The 17649-nt window shown below is 63.1% G+C and carries 13 protein-coding genes; 9 read left to right on the plus strand and 4 right to left on the minus strand.

What is annotated here, in order from left to right; all coding sequences use genetic code 11:
* Positions 1-88 precede the first annotated feature (88 nt).
* Entirely contained in the window at positions 89-1753 is a 1665-nt protein-coding gene (locus DQ397_RS08675) for an FMN-binding glutamate synthase family protein (protein WP_043208351.1), read from the plus strand.
* A 30-nt stretch (positions 1754-1783) separates the two neighbouring features.
* Here the strand turns inward: DQ397_RS08675 and DQ397_RS08680 are convergent, their stop codons facing one another.
* Positions 1784-3070, minus strand: coding sequence for an OprD family porin (locus tag DQ397_RS08680; protein ID WP_043208349.1), 1287 nt, complete (start codon positions 3068-3070; stop codon positions 1784-1786).
* A gap of 484 nt (positions 3071-3554) precedes the next feature.
* Between DQ397_RS08680 and DQ397_RS08685 the strand changes: the two genes are divergently transcribed.
* Positions 3555-5642 (plus strand): TonB-dependent siderophore receptor, encoded by a 2088-nt coding sequence (locus DQ397_RS08685; protein WP_043208346.1) that lies wholly within the window; start codon positions 3555-3557, stop codon positions 5640-5642.
* 96 nt (positions 5643-5738) lie between these two features.
* On the opposite strand, the gene DQ397_RS08690 is transcribed toward DQ397_RS08685, so the two are convergent.
* The 3 genes from DQ397_RS08690 to DQ397_RS08700 form a co-directional block, all read right to left on the minus strand.
* Entirely contained in the window at positions 5739-5936 is a 198-nt protein-coding gene (locus DQ397_RS08690) for a hypothetical protein (RefSeq protein ID WP_043208344.1), read from the minus strand.
* A gap of 182 nt (positions 5937-6118) precedes the next feature.
* Positions 6119-7225 (minus strand): agmatine deiminase, encoded by a 1107-nt coding sequence (gene aguA, locus DQ397_RS08695; RefSeq protein WP_043208342.1) that lies wholly within the window; start codon positions 7223-7225, stop codon positions 6119-6121.
* Between the two features lie 196 nt (positions 7226-7421).
* A complete protein-coding gene (locus DQ397_RS08700) occupies positions 7422-10322 on the minus strand; it encodes an aminotransferase (protein WP_148921531.1) in 2901 nt (966 codons plus the stop codon).
* A 215-nt stretch (positions 10323-10537) separates the two neighbouring features.
* On the opposite strand from DQ397_RS08700, the gene rfbB reads away from it, so the two are divergent.
* From rfbB to DQ397_RS08735, 7 genes are read left to right on the plus strand one after another with little or no spacing between them, the layout of a single operon-like run.
* Positions 10538-11620, plus strand: coding sequence for a dTDP-glucose 4,6-dehydratase (rfbB, locus tag DQ397_RS08705; RefSeq protein WP_043208340.1), 1083 nt, complete (start codon positions 10538-10540; stop codon positions 11618-11620).
* Positions 11617-12492, plus strand: coding sequence for a glucose-1-phosphate thymidylyltransferase RfbA (gene rfbA, locus DQ397_RS08710; protein ID WP_043208337.1), 876 nt, complete (start codon positions 11617-11619; stop codon positions 12490-12492). Before rfbB ends, rfbA begins: the two co-directional genes overlap by 4 nt.
* The gene (rfbC, locus tag DQ397_RS08715; RefSeq protein WP_043208335.1) at positions 12489-13034 is read left to right on the plus strand and encodes a dTDP-4-dehydrorhamnose 3,5-epimerase; all 546 of its coding nucleotides are present in this window, start codon (positions 12489-12491) and stop codon (positions 13032-13034) included. Before rfbA ends, rfbC begins: the two co-directional genes overlap by 4 nt.
* 5 nt (positions 13035-13039) lie before the next feature.
* Positions 13040-13900 carry a dTDP-4-dehydrorhamnose reductase gene (gene rfbD / locus DQ397_RS08720; RefSeq protein WP_043208367.1) on the plus strand — a complete coding sequence of 287 codons (861 nt, stop codon included), beginning with the start codon at positions 13040-13042 and terminating at the stop codon, positions 13898-13900.
* A 37-nt stretch (positions 13901-13937) separates the two neighbouring features.
* The gene (locus DQ397_RS08725; protein WP_043208333.1) at positions 13938-15752 is read left to right on the plus strand and encodes an ATP-binding protein; all 1815 of its coding nucleotides are present in this window, start codon (positions 13938-13940) and stop codon (positions 15750-15752) included.
* On the plus strand, positions 15749-17158 hold the full coding sequence (locus DQ397_RS08730; protein WP_043208331.1) for a sigma-54 dependent transcriptional regulator: 1410 nt from the start codon (positions 15749-15751) through the stop codon (positions 17156-17158). The genes DQ397_RS08725 and DQ397_RS08730 overlap by 4 nt, the downstream gene beginning before the upstream one ends.
* On the plus strand, positions 17155-17610 hold the full coding sequence (locus DQ397_RS08735; protein ID WP_043208329.1) for a YiiD C-terminal domain-containing protein: 456 nt from the start codon (positions 17155-17157) through the stop codon (positions 17608-17610). Before DQ397_RS08730 ends, DQ397_RS08735 begins: the two co-directional genes overlap by 4 nt.
* Positions 17611-17649 lie beyond the last annotated feature (39 nt).

The raw sequence follows: 17649 nt of genomic DNA on the forward strand, positions 1-17649 counted from the left end.
CAGGTAATAGTCTTTTACCGAATCCCTTGGTTTTCCGCGCGCGGCCTTTGCCTATCCTAGTGCGGGTCATCCTGTCAGCGATGGACCCATGAAAGACACGCTCCCCACCCGCTACGCCTGTCTGGCCGCCTGCCTGTTGTTCACCTTCGCCAGCATTCCATTTCTTGCCCAACACAGCTGGCTCTGGCCGCTCACCCTGCTCACTGCCCTGCTCAGCCTGGTCGGTCTCAATGACCTGCGCCAGAGCCATCATGCCGTGCGCCGCAACTACCCGATCCTGGGCAACATCCGTTACCTGATCGAGACCATTCGGCCGGAGATCCGCCAGTACCTGATCGAGGGCGACGACGACAAGCTGCCGTTCTCCCGCTCGCAGCGCTCACTGGTCTATGCCCGCGCCAAGAACGAGAGCGCCGAGAAGGCCTTCGGCACACTCAACGATGCCTACAAGCCTGGCTTCGAATTCATCAGCCATTCGATGGTACCGGTGCAGACGCCCGACCCGGCGTCGTTTCGCATCGACATCGGTGGCCCGCACTGCCGGCAGCCGTATTCGGCGTCGATCTTCAACATCTCGGCCATGAGCTTCGGCGCGCTCAGCGCCAATGCCATCGGCGCCTTGAACAAGGGCGCGCGCCTGGGCCGCTTCGCCCACGACACCGGCGAAGGCAGCATCAGCCCTTACCACCGCGAACACGGTGGTGACCTGATCTGGGAAATCGGCAGCGGTTACTTTGGCTGCCGTACCGAAGACGGTCGCTTCGACCCGGCGCGCTTTGCCGAACAGGCGCGCGATCCACAGATGAAGATGATCGAACTCAAGCTCAGCCAAGGCGCCAAGCCCGGTCATGGCGGCATCCTGCCTGGGCACAAGGTCAGTGTCGAGATTGCCGCCACCCGTGGTGTGCGGGTCGGCGAGGACTGCATTTCGCCAGCCGCGCACAGTGCCTTCCACACGCCGCTGGAGCTGCTGCATTTCATCGCCCGCCTGCGTGAGCTGTCTGGCGGCAAGCCGGTGGGCTTCAAGTTCTGCCTGGGCCATCCCTGGGAGTTCATGGCCATCGCCAAGGCCATGCTGGCCACCGGGATCACGCCCGACTTCATCGTCGTCGACGGCAAGGAAGGTGGCACCGGTGCCGCACCGCGGGAGTTCAGCGACAACATGGGCGTACCCATGCGTGAAGGGCTGATGTTCGTGCACAACACACTGGTCGGCCTGAACCTGCGTGACCGCGTGCGTATCGGTGCAGCCGGCAAGATCGTCAGTGCCTTCGATATCGCCAGTACGCTGGCCATCGGTGCTGACTGGGTCAACTCGGCACGGGGTTTCATGTTCGCCATTGGCTGCATCCAGTCGCAGAGTTGCCACACCAACAAGTGCCCTACCGGCGTGGCCACCCAGGATCCGCTGCGCCAGCGCGCCCTGGTGGTGCCGGAAAAAGCCGAACGGGTGGCGAGCTTTCATCGCAATACCCTGCATGCCTTGGCCGAGATGCTTGCGGCGGCAGGCCTGGAGCATCCTTCGCAGCTCAAACCCAAACACCTGGCAAGGCGTATCAGCCCGAGCGAGATCAGCCTGTTTTCCCAGTTGCACCAGTTCCTCAAGCCCGGCGAATTGCTCAGCGGCTCGATCGAGAACGAGTTCTATGCGCGGATGTGGCGGATGGCCCGCAGCGACAGCTTCGCGCCGCAAACCGCAGACAGCGTTGCGCCAATGGCAGCGGTACGCCGAAAGGAAACAGCCCCGGCATGAGCCAGGGCTGTTCGGGACGCGAGTACGGGATCAGAAGACGTTGATCGGGTACTCGACGAAGACGCGGACTTCGTTACCGCTGATGTTGTACTCGCTGGATTTCTGCGAGACACGCAGGATGGAGCTGCGCAGTTTGACGCTCAGGTCCTTGGCTGCACCGCTCTGTACCACGTACTTGAGCTGGTTGAAGATCTCGCGCTCGGTACCGCCGGTGCTGGTCGAAGTGGTGATGTTATCGCCACGAACGTACGCAACGTTGTAGGTCAGGCCTGGAACACCGAAGGCGGTGAAATCAAGACCGTAGCCCAGCTGCCAGCTGCGCTCGTCTTCGGCGTTGAAGTCGGACCAGTAGGAGTTGGCCAGGAAGATGGTGCTGCCGCCATCGCCTACGCGGCGTTGGTCTTTCTGGTAACCGCCGTAGGCGTAACCCAGGTTGCTGTCGCCGGTCGAGCGCTGATGGGCCAGGGTGAACGAGTGCGGACCGGTGGCGAAGGTCGCTGCCAGGCTCCAGATCTTGTTGTCGTCGCCGGTGATACCGTTTTCGCGGACATAGGAGTTGTCCAGCTTGGTGCGGTAGCCGTTGAAGTCCAGGGTCAAGGACTGATCCTTGCTGATCGGGAATACGTAGTTGGCGCCCACGTATTGCTTCTTCAGCACGTCTTCGACATCGGAGGCATACAGCGCAGCAGTGAACTGGTCGGTGAACTTGTAGCTACCGCCCAACACGTTGATCGACTTCAGGCCACCGCTGTCACGACCTTCGGCGCTTTTGCGCGATTCAGCAGTGAAGCGACCGGCATTGAGCTCAAGACCTTTGATCTCCTTGGAGGTGATCAGGGTACCGGTGTAGCTTTCCGGGAGCAGACGCGCGTTGTCGTAGTTCAGAACAGGCAGCGTAGGCATCTGGTCACCGTACTTCAGTACAGTGTTGGAGACACGGAACTTGACCGCTGCGCCACCCTTGGAGAGGTCATCGGCAGCGTTGCCGCTGTCGCCTTTCTTGAAGAAGTCGATCCCTTGCGCGCCGGAGTGGCCCTTGCCGCCATCCAGGCGCACTGCGTACAGACCGAATGCATCAACACCAACGCCCACGGTGCCTTGGGTGAAACCGGACGAGAAAGTACCGATCGCCGCCTGGCCCCACTCGGATTTGTCCTTGTTGCCGTCCTTGTAGTCGCGGTTCATGTAGGCATTGCGCAGCAAGACGTTCAGCTGGCTGTCTTCAACGAAGCCCTTGCTTTCGGCCTGGTCGTTGGCCTGGGCCTGGGTCGCGGCGATCATCGCCAGAGCGACCAGGCTGATCCTGGTTTTCAACATCTTGTTTTCCTTATTTCTGAATTTTTAAACGCTCTGCAACCTGACGCCAGGAACCAACGCCCCTTCGTAGGTTCGACGCTATGCGGATCCAAAACTGAAAAAAGCCCGTCATGTGACATGCAGCGGGCTTTGTACAACAGCATGGCCAAGTCATGGCCAGCAGGCGTTGGGCGAATCCTAGCCCCGGCTGATTCGAGATGTCAAAAAATCGTGAAAGGCAGATGCTTATAACCAGATTCACGACAACAACCCGTGAATTTCTGGAGAAATCCGCACAGCATTAGGTTTTTTCCCTATGGCGCAGGCCCGTCCTGTGTTGCCATCTTGCACTTCCAACGCTCGCGGTAGCCCCGAAAGTGGGTTGAGTATTTTTTACAAATAGAAACACCTGTAAAGACAACACCTTACAAATTACCCAAGCGACCACTAATAGCACTCGTTATCATTCGCACTCAATTTTCATTTATTGTTTTGCGGATTCTCAATGTCGGTACCCTCCCACCTTCCCTCTTTATCCTTTGGCCTGTCGCTACTGCTTGGAGCAAGCCTGGCCAGCGCCGCCACCACCACCCTGCCGGAGCTCTCGGTCACCGCCGACCGCGAGCGCGAAGACGACAATCCTCGGGTTCACGAAGTCAGCACGGCAACCCGCACCTCTACCCCGGTTCGCTACGTGCCACAGGCCATCGACACGGTGAAGACCCACAACGTCCTCGACTACGGCAGCTTCAGCCTGGGCAAGGCACTGGAGGGCATTCCCAACGTCAGCAGTGGTGCCGATACCCGCTTCGACAGCTTGCGCATCCGTGGCTTCGACGCCAGCAACGACTTCTATCTGGACGGCGTACGCGATGACAGCCAATACGTGCGCGACCTGCACAACATCGAGCGGGTCGAAGTACTCAAGGGGCCAGCGGCGGTTCTCTATGGCCGTGGCAGCCAGGGCGGTATCGTCAACCGGGTCAGCAAGGCCCCGGAGCACGGCCGGCGCTCGAGCATCGAGGCCCAGGGCGGTAGCGAAGACCTGCGCAGCCTGTATGCCGATCTGAGCGCTGACCCGACCGATACCCTCAGCCTGCGCCTGAACCTCGGTAATGCCGACAACAACAGTTTCCGCGACGGCATCGACGGCAGCCGCCAACTGTTCGCACCGTCCATGAGCTGGCAGCTGACCCCGCAGCTGAACTGGCTGGTGCAATACGAATACAGCCGCTACAACCGCACCCCCGACCGCGGCATTCCTGGCGATCCGCAGACCGGGCGCCCCGTCGATGTCAGCCGTCATACCACCTACGGTGATACCCAGCGCGACTTCATCGATGACCGTGCCCAGTCGCTGCGCTCGCGCCTGAACTACGAGCTCAATGACCAGTGGCAACTGCGCCATACGTTCTCCCTGTTCAATCTGGAGAGCGACTTCGACAACACCTACCTCACCGGCTACATCCCTTCCACCGGCCTGGTGAGTCGCCAGCGCTGGCAACAGGACCTGAGCACTCGCAATCTATTCAATACCTTCGAGGCCGAAGGTCATCTGCAAACCTTCGATCTCGAGCACACCCTACTGGTGGGCCTGGAGCTGGGCGAACAGCGCCGCAATTCGTTGTTGCATCAAGGGGTCGGCGTGCCTTCCGTACCGCTGGGAGGCTCCAGTGGGCAGCACCAGCACACCGGTGCGCTGAAGGTATCGAGTAACAACCACACCCGCGTGGAAAGCGCTGGCCTCTATCTGCAGGACCAGATACGCCTGAACGATCAATGGCAACTACTGGCAGGCGTGCGCTTCGATCGCTTCGAGGTGCAGACTACGAGCAAAGTGAAGAACCTCACGGAAACCCAAGAGAGCACCAGCACCAGCCCGCGCGTGGGCGTGGTCTATTCCCCATGGCGCGAGCACTCGTTCTATGCGTCCTGGAGCAAGACCTTCTCACCGGTCGGTGGAGGCCTGATCGGCATCACACCCGGCGCTCCGGGCAATGGCAACGATGCAGGCCCTGAGCTCACTCGGCAGAAGGAGATCGGGGTCAAGAGCGATTGGTTCGACGAACGCCTGAGCACCACTCTAGCCCTCTACGAGCTGGAGCTGTACAACCGCCGTACCCGCGACCCGAACAACCCCGAGCTCATCCAGCTCAGCGGCGAGCAGCGCTCAAGAGGCATCGAATTGACTGTCATGGGCAATGTCACCGGCAACTGGTACGTGCGCGGCGGCATGGGGCTGCAGGATGCGACCATCGTCAAGGACAACAATGGCCAGCAAGGCAACCGCATCAACGATGTGGCCAAACGCAACGGCAGCCTCTTCGTCACCTGGAAACCAGAGCTCGGCTGGTACGCCGAAACCGGCCTGACGCTGGTAGGCGATCGATTCGCCGACAACCAGAACACCGTCAAGCTGCCCGGCTATGGCCGCTGGGATGCGCTGGCGGGCTACCGCACCCACGATTGGGATGTGCGCGCGGCCTTGAGCAACCTCACCGACAAGACCTACTACAGCTCGGCCACCAGTGCCAGCCAAATCCAGTTCGGTGATCCACGCAGCCTGGTGGTGACCGGTACCTACAGCTTCTGATTCAGGTATCCGATCTCGTCAGGCCAGCCAAGGCCGAAAAAAAACGCCACCGCGATAAACACGGTGGCGTTTTCGTTTGGGCGAGCGTGCACCCAATCAGTGCCAGACGGCCATCAACGCTTCCAGCTCAGCCTCGCTGATCAGGCCCTGCGGATATCGCCCATCCAGTAGACGCCGTGGATCGTCCGACTTGAAGCGATAGCCTCCATGGCTTTTCAACCATTGGGCCAGAATCTTGAGCGATTCGTGGTCCATCACCGAGGAAGGCATAGCCGACTCACTTGCTGCATTCATGTCCACACGTACTCCAGGTGCCGTGAGCGGCTAACTTACGTTGGTTTTATTACAGAACAGCAAAGCTGCTATCTGACTGAAACACCTGAAAAACAATACAAGACATATGCCATCGCCCCCCTCCGGTAATCGGCAGCCACAAAAAAGCCCGTCAATGGACGGGCTTTTTTGTGATCGGGGGTTTAGCGCTTGACCGGCGCCGGCTGTTGCTGGGTCAGGCAGTGGATGTTGCCGCCACCCAGAAGCAGCTCACGGCCTGGAATCATGACGACTTCGTGGTCCGGGAAGACCTTGGCCAGGATCGCTCTGGCCTGGGCATCAGCGGGGTCATCGAAGCTCGGGGCGATGATGCCGCCATTGACGATCAGGAAGTTGACATAGGAGCCGGCCAGACGCACGGACGGGTCACGCTCCTGGCTGCCAGCCACATGGTCGACGCCTGCGCACTCTTGCTCAGTGGCGTACAGCGGGCCCGGGATCGGCATTTTGTGCACGACGAATTCACGGCCTTTGGCATCGCGGCTGTTTTTCAATACCTCGTATGCGGCGTGGCAACGCGCATAGTTGGGGTCGTTGGAATCATCGGTCCAGGCCAGTAACACTTCGCCTGGGCTGACGTAACAGCAGAAGTTGTCGACGTGCCCGTCGGTCTCGTCGTTGTACAGCCCGTCCGGCAGCCAGATGATGGTTTCGACGGCCAGATGCTCACGCAGAATGTCTTCGATCTGCTCGCGATTGAGGTGCGGGTTGCGGTTGCGGTTGAGCAGGCACTCTTCGGTGGTGATGAGCGTACCTTCACCGTCCACATGGATCGAACCGCCTTCGAGTACGAAGCCCTCGGTGTGGTAACGCTGGCAGCGCTCCATTTCCAGGACCTTGGCCGCCAGTTCCTCGTCACGGTTCCAGGGCGCGTACAGGCCGCCGTCGAAGCCGCCCCAGGCATTGAAGCCCCAGTCCACACCCCGCACTTCGCCATGGTCGTTGATGACGAAGGTCGGGCCGGTGTCACGCACCCAGGCGTCGTCGTTGCTGATTTCCACCACGCGGATGTTGGGGACATCGAGCTGACGACGGGCGTTCTCGTATTGGCCGGCAGAGACGGCGACGGTAACCGGCTCGAAGCGGGCGATGGCCTTGGCCAGCGTCACATGCGCAGCTTGCGCCGGCTTGCCGCCCAGGCGCCAGTTGTCCGGGCGCTCTGGCCAGACCATCCAGACCTGGGTTTGCGGCGCCCATTCGGCGGGCATATGGAAACCGTCGGCACGCGGGGTCGAGTTGAGGGTTTTCATCGGTAACCTCTGCGAGGGCCCGGCGCCGACTGCGCCAGGTCATTGATAAAGAGGGCAGCTTACTCAGAAGCGGCCGTGCTTACACCATTATATACTCGATAAAAATCGAACTTAAAAGCTGAACGACAAATTATTTGGTCATAAAAAAGCCACCTAAGCCGATAACAATCGACTCAGGTGGCTCGATGACCTCGACTTAAAGCGCTTCGGACAGAATGCGGTCCACGCTGTCGACGAAGTAATCCACGCTCGCCCGGGTGGTGCACATGGGCGGCTTTATCTTGAGGATATTCAGGTAGTCCCCGGTGGGCTGCATGAAGATGCCAAGATCGCGCAGGCGATTGCACAAGGTCATGGTCTCTTCGGTGGCAGGCTCCAGCGTCTGGCGATCGCGCACCAGTTCAAGACCCAGGTAGAACCCGGAGCCGTGGGCAGCCCCCGCAAGTGGATGTTTATCGACCAATGCCTCCAGGCGCGCCTTGAAGTAACGGCCCACCTCGCGGGTGTTCTCCCAAAGGCCTTCCTCCTGCATGACATCCAGCACTGCCATGCCGATCCGGCAACTGACTGGGCTACCACCGGCCGATGAGAAGAAGTAACCCTCAGCCTCCAGGGCCTCGGCAATCTCCCGCCGGGTAATCACCGCGCCCAGTGGCTGACCGTTACCCATGCCCTTGGCCATGGTGATGATGTCCGGCACCACGCCCTGCTCCTCGAAGCCCCAGAAGTATTCGCCGAGGCGACCATAGCCGACCTGCACCTCGTCAGCGATGCACACCCCGCCCCGGGCACGGACCTTCGCGTAGGCCTCGCGCAGGTAGCCCGCCGGCAGCGAGATCCCCCCGGCATTGCCGTATACCGGCTCGCAGATGAATCCGGCCAGCTGCCGCCCCCGGGCATCGAGATCGGCCAGCTTGGCGTCGACATCCTGCAGGTAATCAGGTGCGCTGTCCGGCCCACGGAAACGCCCGCGGAAAGTGTTCGGTGCCTCCACCGGATGCACCCAGTCCGGCCGGGTTTCCAGCGCCTGCGGGTTGTCGGCGATGGAGGTGGAAATGGCGTCGGTAGCCACCGACCAGCCGTGATAGGCCTCCAGCACACTGAGCAAATCGCGCCCACCGCTGTAGGCCCAGGCCAGGCGGATGGCCAGGTCGTTGGCCTCGGTGCCGCTGTTGACCAGGAACACCCGGTCGAAGCCTTCCGGCGCCAACGCCAGCAGTCGCTCCGAGAACTCGGCTATCGCCGCATAGTGGAAGCGCGAGTTGGTGTTGACCAGCGACCACTGGCGCGCCGACTCGGCGGCCATGCGCGGATGCCCATGGCCCAGCACTGCGACGTTATTGAGCATGTCCAAGTAGGAGCGGCCCTGCATGTCGATCAAGTAGTTGCGCCAGCCCCGCTCGATATGGGGTGGCTGCGCGTAGTAGTGCTTCTGCGAGCGGGCAAAGCTGGCGTCACGGCGAGCCAGCAGGGCCTGGGCGTCGACCAAGGGCTCGGCGCCGCAATCGAAGCCCAGCAAGGCGCGGGGGGACGGGCACACCGCCAACCAGGCCTGGGCATGGGATGGTTTGGCGAAGAACGGCGGCTGATGTTGGTGATCCCGGCTCAACTGGACGCTCAGGAAGCCGCAGGTCAGCCCCAGGGCTTGCCCTTTGGCCAGTGCCTGGCCGTCCTGCGGCGCTTCTTCCAGCCCTGCCAGCCATAGGCTCCAGTCGGATGTGCGCAGCCGACCACGGCCCTCGCCGGTGCGCTCCCAGACACCTGCCTGCGGTGCCTGCAGCGCGGTGCCGGCGGGCACGTTCAGTTCCACACCCAAAGCGCAGGTGGCGGGCTCCTCGGGACGATCGATGTGCGTCTGTGACAACCGGTACTGCCCGTGCAGGGTGCACGCCGGCCCGGCCTGCCCGGTCAGCAGCCGCTGGTCGAAACCGGGCTGCTCCCAATTACCGGCTTCGCAATGAGGGCTGAGCACGCCCAGGTCGATGCGCGCCACCGCCTCGCCGGCCAACGCCGGCATCAGCGGCGCACAGTCCGAAAGGGTCAGCGGCGCCAGGGCGTGCCCTGCGGCCTGGAGAATCGCAGCCTCCATCAGGGCAAAAGGCACGGCGCTGGCGGTGTCGAAGATTTCCCACTCATGGGCGATGTTGTCGAGGATGTACTGGTTGCCAGGCTCTACCTGCAACTGCTGTTCGCTGCTGAGCACCAGCACGGCCGCGCGCATCAGCACCAATGGCCACAAGGCTCGCAGCTCGGCCTCCTGCAGCGGATTGATCGCCTGGTACGCCTGGATCGCCGGCAGGATACGCAGCGGGTCGCCTTCGGCGTGGTGCAGCAGGGCAGCACAGGTCACGGACAAGTCGGCGATACGCCAGGTACGCACCAGATCGCCGAAGTCGATGACGCCCTGCAATTGCCACTGGCGCCCGGCATCACGCGCCCAGACCGCATTGTCATCGGTGATGTCCAAGTGCACGGCCTGGGCCGGCAGGTCATCGGCCAACGGCTGCAAGCGTTCGGCGGCCAGCCCGGTGAGTTGCTGCACACGGGCTCGACGGGACGGGTCTTGCAGTACCGGCAGCAAATGCTCGATCAGTGCCTTAGCGTGGCGCGGGTCCCACTGCAGGGTGCGCTCGAGGCCGGGATGATCGAAATCGGCCAATGCCCGGTCGACACGCGCGCACAGCTCGCCCAGTTCAGCGATCAGGCGCGGCTCCATGTGTTTGAGACGCGTCAGTGGCTGGCCCTCGATGTAGTCGAGCAGGCGCACCCGCAAAGACTGGCCATCGATGTCCACCGCTAAAAGATCCTGGCCATCGCCTGCCCGACGCACGGCCGGCACTGGCAAGCCTTGCTCCCGCAGGTAGGCGAGTGCCGCGTGCTGCGCTTCGAGCTCCACCTGCGCATAGCTGGCGTGGCAGGCCTTGAGCACGAAGCGGCCTTGTTCGCTGTCGAGCAGCAGGTTCAGGTCCTGCTGACTGCCCAACGGCTGCAAGGGTCCGTCCAGGTCGTAGTGCGCGCGCAGCAGGGCATGGGCCTGGGCTTCGCTCAGCGAAGGGTTGGGCTGGCGGGAACGCTGGATCAGGGTGCTCAAGGGCATGGAGTGGAACCTCGGTTTTTTTGTCGCTTATATCGCCACTGCTGCTGCCGATATACAAGAGGCTGGCGATAAAAGCCTTGGTTACAGCAAGGCAGTTCCAAACTGTCCGGCTTTGCCGGACAATGCCGCCGCACGAACAAAGGGCCAGACCGCAGCGACCCGGCCGACACGCTAAGCTCCACTGGAGCTTCCTTCAGACCCAGAGGTTCTTTCAGATGCGAATTCTCGTCACCGGTGGCGCCGGTTTCATTGGCTCTGCCCTGATCCGCCACCTGATCGACAATACCGAGCACGAGGTCCTGAACCTCGACAAACTCACCTACGCCGGCAACCTGGAGTCGCTGCAACGCATCGCCAGCAATACCCGCTACGAACTCGTCCAGGCCGATATCGCCGATGCGGCCACGGTCAGCGCCGTGCTGGAGCGTTTCCAGCCTCACGCGATCATGCACCTGGCCGCCGAATCCCACGTGGACCGCTCCATCGATGGCCCGGCGGAGTTCATCCAGACCAACATCGTCGGCACCTACACCCTGCTCGAAGCCACCCGTGCCTGGTGGAGCCGCCTGCCATCGCAGGCACGCGCGGCGTTTCGCTTCCACCACATCTCTACTGATGAGGTCTACGGCGACCTGCATGGTGCACACGACCTGTTCACCGAGACCACGCCCTACGCGCCAAGCTCGCCCTATTCGGCAAGCAAGGCAGCGTCCGATCATCTGGTACGCGCCTGGCACCGGACCTACGGGCTGCCTGTGCTGGTTACCAACTGCTCGAACAACTACGGCCCGTACCACTTCCCCGAGAAGCTCATCCCACTGATGATCCTCAGCGCCCTCGCCGGCAAACCGCTGCCGGTGTACGGCGATGGCCAGCAGGTGCGCGACTGGCTGTACGTCGACGACCACGCCCGTGCCCTGCTCAAAGTGGTGACCGAAGGCCAGGTCGGCGAGACCTATAACATCGGTGGCCACAATGAGCAGAAGAACATCGATGTCGTGCACGCCATCTGCGCGCTGCTCGAGGAACTGGCGCCTGAACATCCGGCGGGCGTGGCCCGCTACACTGACCTCATCACCTTCGTCCAGGACCGCCCAGGCCACGACCTGCGTTATGCCATCGACGCCAGCAAGATCGAGCGGGAGCTGGGCTGGGTACCGGAAGAGACGTTCGAGAGCGGACTGCGCAAGACCGTACAGTGGTATCTGGACAACCTCCAGTGGTGCCGCCATGTCCAGGATGGCAGCTACCAGGGTGAGCGCCTGGGACATTCCAATTTCAAGGACCTGATCGCATGAGCAAAGGCATCGTACTGGCGGGGGGCTCCGGCACCCGCCTGCATCCCATCACGCTTGGCGTTTCCAAGCAGCTGCTGCCCATCTACGACAAACCGATGATCTACTACCCGGTCTCGGTGCTGATGCTGGCCGGCATCCGTGACATCTTGCTGATCTCCACCCCCCGGGACCTGCCACAGTATCGTCAGTTGTTCGGCGACGGCAGCCAGTTCGGCCTGCGTATCAGCTACGCCGAGCAACCCTCCCCCGACGGTTTGGCCCAGGCCTTCCTGATTGGCGAGCAGTTCATTGGCAACGATCCGGTGTGCCTGATCCTGGGCGACAACATCTTCCACGGTCAAAGCTTCACCGAGCAACTGACCCGTGCGGCCAGCCATCCCACGGGCGCGACGGTGTTCGGTTACTGGGTCAAGGACCCGGAGCGCTTCGGTGTGGTCGATTTCGACGAGCAAGGTCGAGCACTCTCGATCGAGGAAAAGCCTGCCGAGCCCAAGTCCAGCTATGCCGTCACCGGCTTGTATTTCTACGACAACGACGTGATCGAGATCGCCAAGGGCCTGCGCCCCTCCCCTCGTGGCGAGTTGGAGATCACCGACGTCAACAATGCCTACCTCAAACGCGGCGACCTGCGCGTGGAGCGTTTCGGTCGTGGCTTCGCCTGGCTGGACACCGGAACCCACGAGAGCCTGCTGGAAGCCTCGCAGTACGTGCAGACCATCGAGAACCGCCAAGGCCTTAAAGTTGCCTGCCTGGAAGAAATCGCCTACCAGAAAGGCTGGATCACCCGCGAGCAGCTGCTGGCCAAGGCAAACGAACTGAAGAAGACTGGTTACGGTCAGTACTTGAGCAAAATCGCCGAAGAGCCCGCATGAACATCATCCACACCGACATCCCCGACGTGCTGATCATCGAACCCAAGGTGTTCGGCGACAGCCGGGGTTTTTTCCTCGAGAGCTTCAACGCCAGGGATTTCGCCGCTCACACCGGCCTGGACATCACCTTCGTCCAGGACAGCCACTCCTATTCGCGCAAAGGCGTGCTGCGCGGCCTGCATTATCAGGTCGAGAATACCCAGGGCAAACTCGTGCGCGTGGTGCGCGGCGAGGTCCTGGACGTGGCCGTCGACGTACGTCGCAGTTCCCCGACCTGCGGCCGCTGGGTCGCCGCGCGCCTGTCGGCCGAGAACTTCCGCCAGATGTGGGTGCCGCCAGGGTTCGCCCATGGATTCGTGGTACTGAGTGAAGAAACCGAGTTCCTCTACAAGACCACCGACTACTACAACCCCGCTGCCGAGCGCTGCATCCGCTGGGACGACCCGACCCTGAACATCGACTGGCAACTGCAGGCGCCGCCGCAGCTGTCGGCCAAGGACCAGCTTGGCAAGTTGTTCAGCGAGCTCGACCTGCTGCCATGAAACCATTGAAGATCCTCGTTTGTGGCCATAACGGCCAACTCGCCCAAGCCTTGCGCCCGCAGTTGACCGACCTGGGCGAGGTACTGCTGCTCGGACGCGACCAGCTCGACCTGGCCAATCCCGAGCAACTGCGTGAACCCCTGCGCCGACTGGCCCCCGACCTGATCATCAACGCCGCCGCCCACACCGCAGTGGACCAGGCCGAGAGCGAGCCGGAGCTGGCGTTCGCCATCAACGCCGAAGGCCCGCGCGTGTTGGCCGAGCAAGCAGCGCGACTTGGCGTGCCGCTGATCCACTACTCCACCGATTATGTCTTCGACGGCGACAAGCCCACTCCCTACACCGAGGCGGACACACCCAACCCGCTGGGCGTCTATGGGCGCAGCAAGCTGGCTGGCGAACAGGCCATCAGCGCGGTGGGCGGCGAGCACCTGATCCTGCGCACCAGTTGGATCTACTCGCGGCATGGGCGCAACTTCCTGCTGACCATGCAACGCCTGCTGCAAGAGCGCCCGCAGCTGCGGGTGGTCGACGACCAGGTCGGCGCGCCGACCTGGGCCGGCACCCTTGCCGTCAGCACCCGCGCACTCATCGAGCGTTGGCAGGCAGGCCAGGCCGGCGCCTGGGGCCTCTACCACCTGACAGCGCAAGGCGAGACGTCCTGGTTCGGCTTTGCCCAGGCCATTGCCGAACACCTGCGTGCCCAAGGCCTGCCCTGCGCCGAGTTGCTGCCGATCCCGTCCAGCGAGTACCCGACACCTGCGCGCCGGCCGCTGAACTCGCGCCTGGACTGCTCGCGCCTGGCCCGTGAGTGGCAGGTCCAACAACCGCACTGGCACCAAGCGCTGATCGACTGCCTCAAGTAGCGCATAATTGCGCCAGATCCTTCTGGCGCATCCCTTGATGATTTCGACCTCCACGCCTCCACGCCGTCCCCGCTGGCGCAGCCTCGCCCTGCTGGCCCTGTGCCTGGCTCCGCTGCTCTGGCCGCTGCATCACCTGGCCGAGCGTTACTACCAGGAGGAACTGGCCTCACAAAACCGCCAGACCCTCGACCTCTATGTCGCCAACCTGCTGGGCACCCTGCACCGCTACGAGACCTTGCCGCAGATCCTAGGCGACCTGCCAGCCCTGCGCGGTGCGCTCCACGACCCGTTCAAGACCGAAGCGGTGACCAACGCCAACCGCCTGCTCAAGGAGATCGTCGAGCAAACCGGCGCCGAGGTCATGTATCTGATGGACGTCAGCGGCAATACCCTGGCCGCCTCCAACTGGGACAAACACGACAGCTTCGTGGGCCGCAACTTCGCCTTCCGGCCGTACTTCCTCGAAGCCATGCAGGGGCGCCTGGGAAGATTCTTCGGCCAAGGCACCACCTCGGCCAAGCGTGGCTATTTCTTCGCCGCTGCCGTGCACGAGCGGGACAAGATCGTCGGCGTGCTGGTCGTCAAGGTTGATCTGGACCACACCGAAACCCTGTGGGGTCGCACCCCAGAGCAACTGCTGCTCACCGACCAGAATGGCGTGGTGGTGCTGACTTCGCGACCTGACTGGCGCTTTCGCGCCACCCGGGCGCTGACCGCCGCCGAGCGCGAGGCGATCATCGCCATCCAGCCCTACCCGACCCAGGCCCCGCAGCCGCTCAACCTCGACACCGCTGCCTGGCTGATCCAGACCCGCAGCATCAACGAAACCGGCTGGCAAGTCAGCATCCTCGCCCCGCGCACGCTGGTCGACCGCTCCGTGCAGACGGTCATGGCCATCGGTGCGGCCGCCTTGCTGGTGCTGATGCTGCTGGCAGGCCTGGTGATGCAGCGCCGACGCCACTACATCGACCGTATCGACTTCGAAGCCCGCGGCCGCCAGGAGCTGGAAAAGCGCGTAATGGAGCGCACCGCCGACCTCGAAGGCCTCAACACCCGCCTGAAGAAGGAAGTACTTGAGCGAGAACAGGCCCAACAGGAGCTGGTCCGCGCTCAGGACGAGCTGGTCCAGGCCGGCAAGCTGTCGGTGCTGGGCACCATGTCGGCCAGCATCAGCCATGAGCTCAACCAGCCATTGGCCGCTATCCGCAGCTATGCCGAAAACGCCGAGATCCTGCTCGATCATCAACGCATCGAAGATGCCCGTGGCAACCTCAAGCTGATCGGCGAGCTGACCGGGCGCATGGCCTCGATCATCACCCACTTGCGTGCATTCGCCCGTCGCGACCGCCACGCCCCGGAAAGCGTCGCCCTGCAACCGGCGCTCGATGACGCCCTGGCGTTGCTGGCCAAGCGCCGCCGGGCCATGGCCGTGGAGCTGGTCCGCGACCTACCCGACGCCACACTCTGGGTCCAGGCCGGCGAAACCCGCCTGCGCCAGGTGCTCGGCAACCTGCTGGCCAACGCCCTCGACGCCCTGACCGAGAAAGCCAACCCGCGCAAGCTGTGGCTCAGTGCCGAAACCCGCGACGGCTACGTCTACCTGTACATCCGCGACAACGGCCCAGGCTTCAGCAGCCAGGCCCTGGAGCACGCCAAGGAACCCTTCTTCACCACCAAGACCCGCACCCAAGGCCTGGGCCTGGGCCTGGCGATCTGTGAAAGCCTGATGCGAGCCCTGGGTGGCGAACTGCTGCTCGGCAACCACCCGGAAGGCGGCGCACTGCTCACCCTGCAGCTGCGCGTGGCCACGCCCGGCGCGAACCTGCAACCTTCGGAGGACCCCTCGGCATGACGACCGAGACACTCATCGACAGCCGCACCCAGGTCATCCTGGTGGACGATGACCCGCACCTGCGCCAGGCCCTGGGGCAGACCCTGGACCTGGCCGGCCTGAAAGTCGTGACGCTGGCCGACGCCCAGGGCTTGGCCGAGCGCATCGCTGCGGACTGGCCTGGCGTGGTGGTCAGTGACATCCGCATGCCCGGCATCGATGGCCTGCAACTGCTGGAGCAACTGCATGGGCGTGACAGTGACCTGCCGGTGCTGCTGATCACCGGCCACGGCGATGTGCCGCTGGCCGTGCAGGCCATGCGCGCCGGGGCCTATGATTTTCTCGAAAAGCCCTTTGCCAGCGATGCCCTGCTCGACAGCGTACGTCGCGCCCTGGCCTTGCGCCGTCTGGTGCTGGACAACCGTAGCCTGCGCCTGGCCCTGAGCGACCGCCAGGAGCTGTCCACGCGTCTGGTTGGCCATTCGCCGGCCATACAGCGCCTGCGCGAGCAGATCGGCGCCCTGGCCGCCACCCGCGCGGACGTGCTGATCCTCGGCGAGACCGGCGCCGGCAAAGAGGTGGTGGCCCGTGCGCTGCACGACCTGTCGAGCCGCCGCGAGGGGCCTTTCGTGGCGATCAACGCCGGTGCCCTGGCCGAGTCGGTGGTCGAGAGCGAGCTGTTCGGCCATGAACCCGGCGCCTTTACCGGCGCGCAGAAGCGCCGCATCGGCAAGTTCGAGTTCGCCAATGGTGGGACGTTGTTCCTCGATGAAATCGAAAGCATGAGCCTGGATGTGCAGGTCAAGCTGTTGCGCCTGTTACAGGAGCGGGTGGTGGAGCGCTTGGGTGGCAACCAGCTCATCCCATTGGACATCCGCATCATCGCCGCCACCAAGGAAGACCTGCGCCAAGCCGCCGACCAAGGGCGCTTTCGCGCCGACCTGTATTACCGCCTGAATGTGGCACCGCTGCGCATCCCGCCGCTACGCGAGCGTGGTGACGATATCCTGGTGCTGTTCCAGCACTTCGCCGATGCCGCCAGCGCACGCCATGGCCTGCCGGCCCACAGCCTGCAACCGGCCCAGCGTGCCCTGCTGCTGCGTCACGACTGGCCAGGGAACGTGCGCGAGCTGCAGAACGCTGCGGAGCGCTTCGCACTGGGTCTGGAGCTGGCCCTCGACGGCCAGGCGCCCAGCACTCACACAGCCCACGAAGCTGAGCGCAGCGGCACGCTCAGCGAACAGGTCGAACAGTTCGAGCGATCATTGATCGCCGCCGAGCTGGCCCAACCCCACAACTCCCTGCGCAGCCTCGCCGAAGCCCTCGGCATCCCGCGCAAGACACTGCACGACAAGCTGCGCAAGCATGGCCTGAATTTCGAAGGCGGCGCCAGCGGACACGACGATCAGGAGGAAACCCGCCCATGACCACCGACAGCCAGTACCTGCAGTCCGTACTGCACAGCGACATTCCCCTGACCCGGGAGATGGGCATGGAAGTCATTGGCTGGGAGGACCACTGCCTGCGCCTGCAATTGCCGTTGGCGCCCAACGTCAATCACAAGAGCACCATGTTCGGTGGCAGCCTGTATTGCGGTGCGGTGCTGGTAGGATGGGGCTGGTTGCACCTGCGCTTGCGTGAGCTGGGAATCGATGACGGGCATATCGTCATCCAGGAAGGCCAGATCAGCTACCCGCTGCCGGTAACCGACACGGCCGTGGCACGCTGCGAAGCACCGGAAGACAAGACCTGGGAGCGTTTCGTGGCGATGTACCAGCGCCGCGGACGGGCTCGCCTGACCCTCGAGACGATCGTCTGCAACGCGGGCAGCGATGAGCCCGCCGTGAAGTTCAGCGGACAATACGTGTTGCATCGCTAGGCTTGCCGCTGCCGGGGGACGCCTTGAGCCCTAAAGAAC

The sequence above is a fragment of the Pseudomonas sp. CK-NBRI-02 genome, from assembly GCF_008124495.1.
Classification (GTDB): Bacteria; Pseudomonadota; Gammaproteobacteria; order Pseudomonadales; family Pseudomonadaceae; genus Aquipseudomonas; species Aquipseudomonas guariconensis.

Excerpts from the sequence above, each read along its gene's own strand:
- DQ397_RS08675 (WP_043208351.1), top strand. The coding sequence starts at position 89 with ATGAAAGACACGCTCCCCACCCGCTACGCCTGTCTGGCCGCCTGCCTG.
- DQ397_RS08680 (WP_043208349.1), bottom strand. The coding sequence starts at position 3,070 with ATGTTGAAAACCAGGATCAGCCTGGTCGCTCTGGCGATGATCGCCGCG.
- DQ397_RS08685 (WP_043208346.1), top strand. The coding sequence starts at position 3,555 with ATGTCGGTACCCTCCCACCTTCCCTCTTTATCCTTTGGCCTGTCGCTA.
- DQ397_RS08690 (WP_043208344.1), bottom strand. The coding sequence starts at position 5,936 with ATGAATGCAGCAAGTGAGTCGGCTATGCCTTCCTCGGTGATGGACCAC.
- aguA (WP_043208342.1), bottom strand. The coding sequence starts at position 7,225 with ATGAAAACCCTCAACTCGACCCCGCGTGCCGACGGTTTCCATATGCCC.
- DQ397_RS08700 (WP_148921531.1), bottom strand. The coding sequence starts at position 10,322 with ATGCCCTTGAGCACCCTGATCCAGCGTTCCCGCCAGCCCAACCCTTCG.
- rfbB (WP_043208340.1), top strand. The coding sequence starts at position 10,538 with ATGCGAATTCTCGTCACCGGTGGCGCCGGTTTCATTGGCTCTGCCCTG.
- rfbA (WP_043208337.1), top strand. The coding sequence starts at position 11,617 with ATGAGCAAAGGCATCGTACTGGCGGGGGGCTCCGGCACCCGCCTGCAT.
- rfbC (WP_043208335.1), top strand. The coding sequence starts at position 12,489 with ATGAACATCATCCACACCGACATCCCCGACGTGCTGATCATCGAACCC.
- DQ397_RS08725 (WP_043208333.1), top strand. The coding sequence starts at position 13,938 with ATGATTTCGACCTCCACGCCTCCACGCCGTCCCCGCTGGCGCAGCCTC.
- DQ397_RS08730 (WP_043208331.1), top strand. The coding sequence starts at position 15,749 with ATGACGACCGAGACACTCATCGACAGCCGCACCCAGGTCATCCTGGTG.
- DQ397_RS08735 (WP_043208329.1), top strand. The coding sequence starts at position 17,155 with ATGACCACCGACAGCCAGTACCTGCAGTCCGTACTGCACAGCGACATT.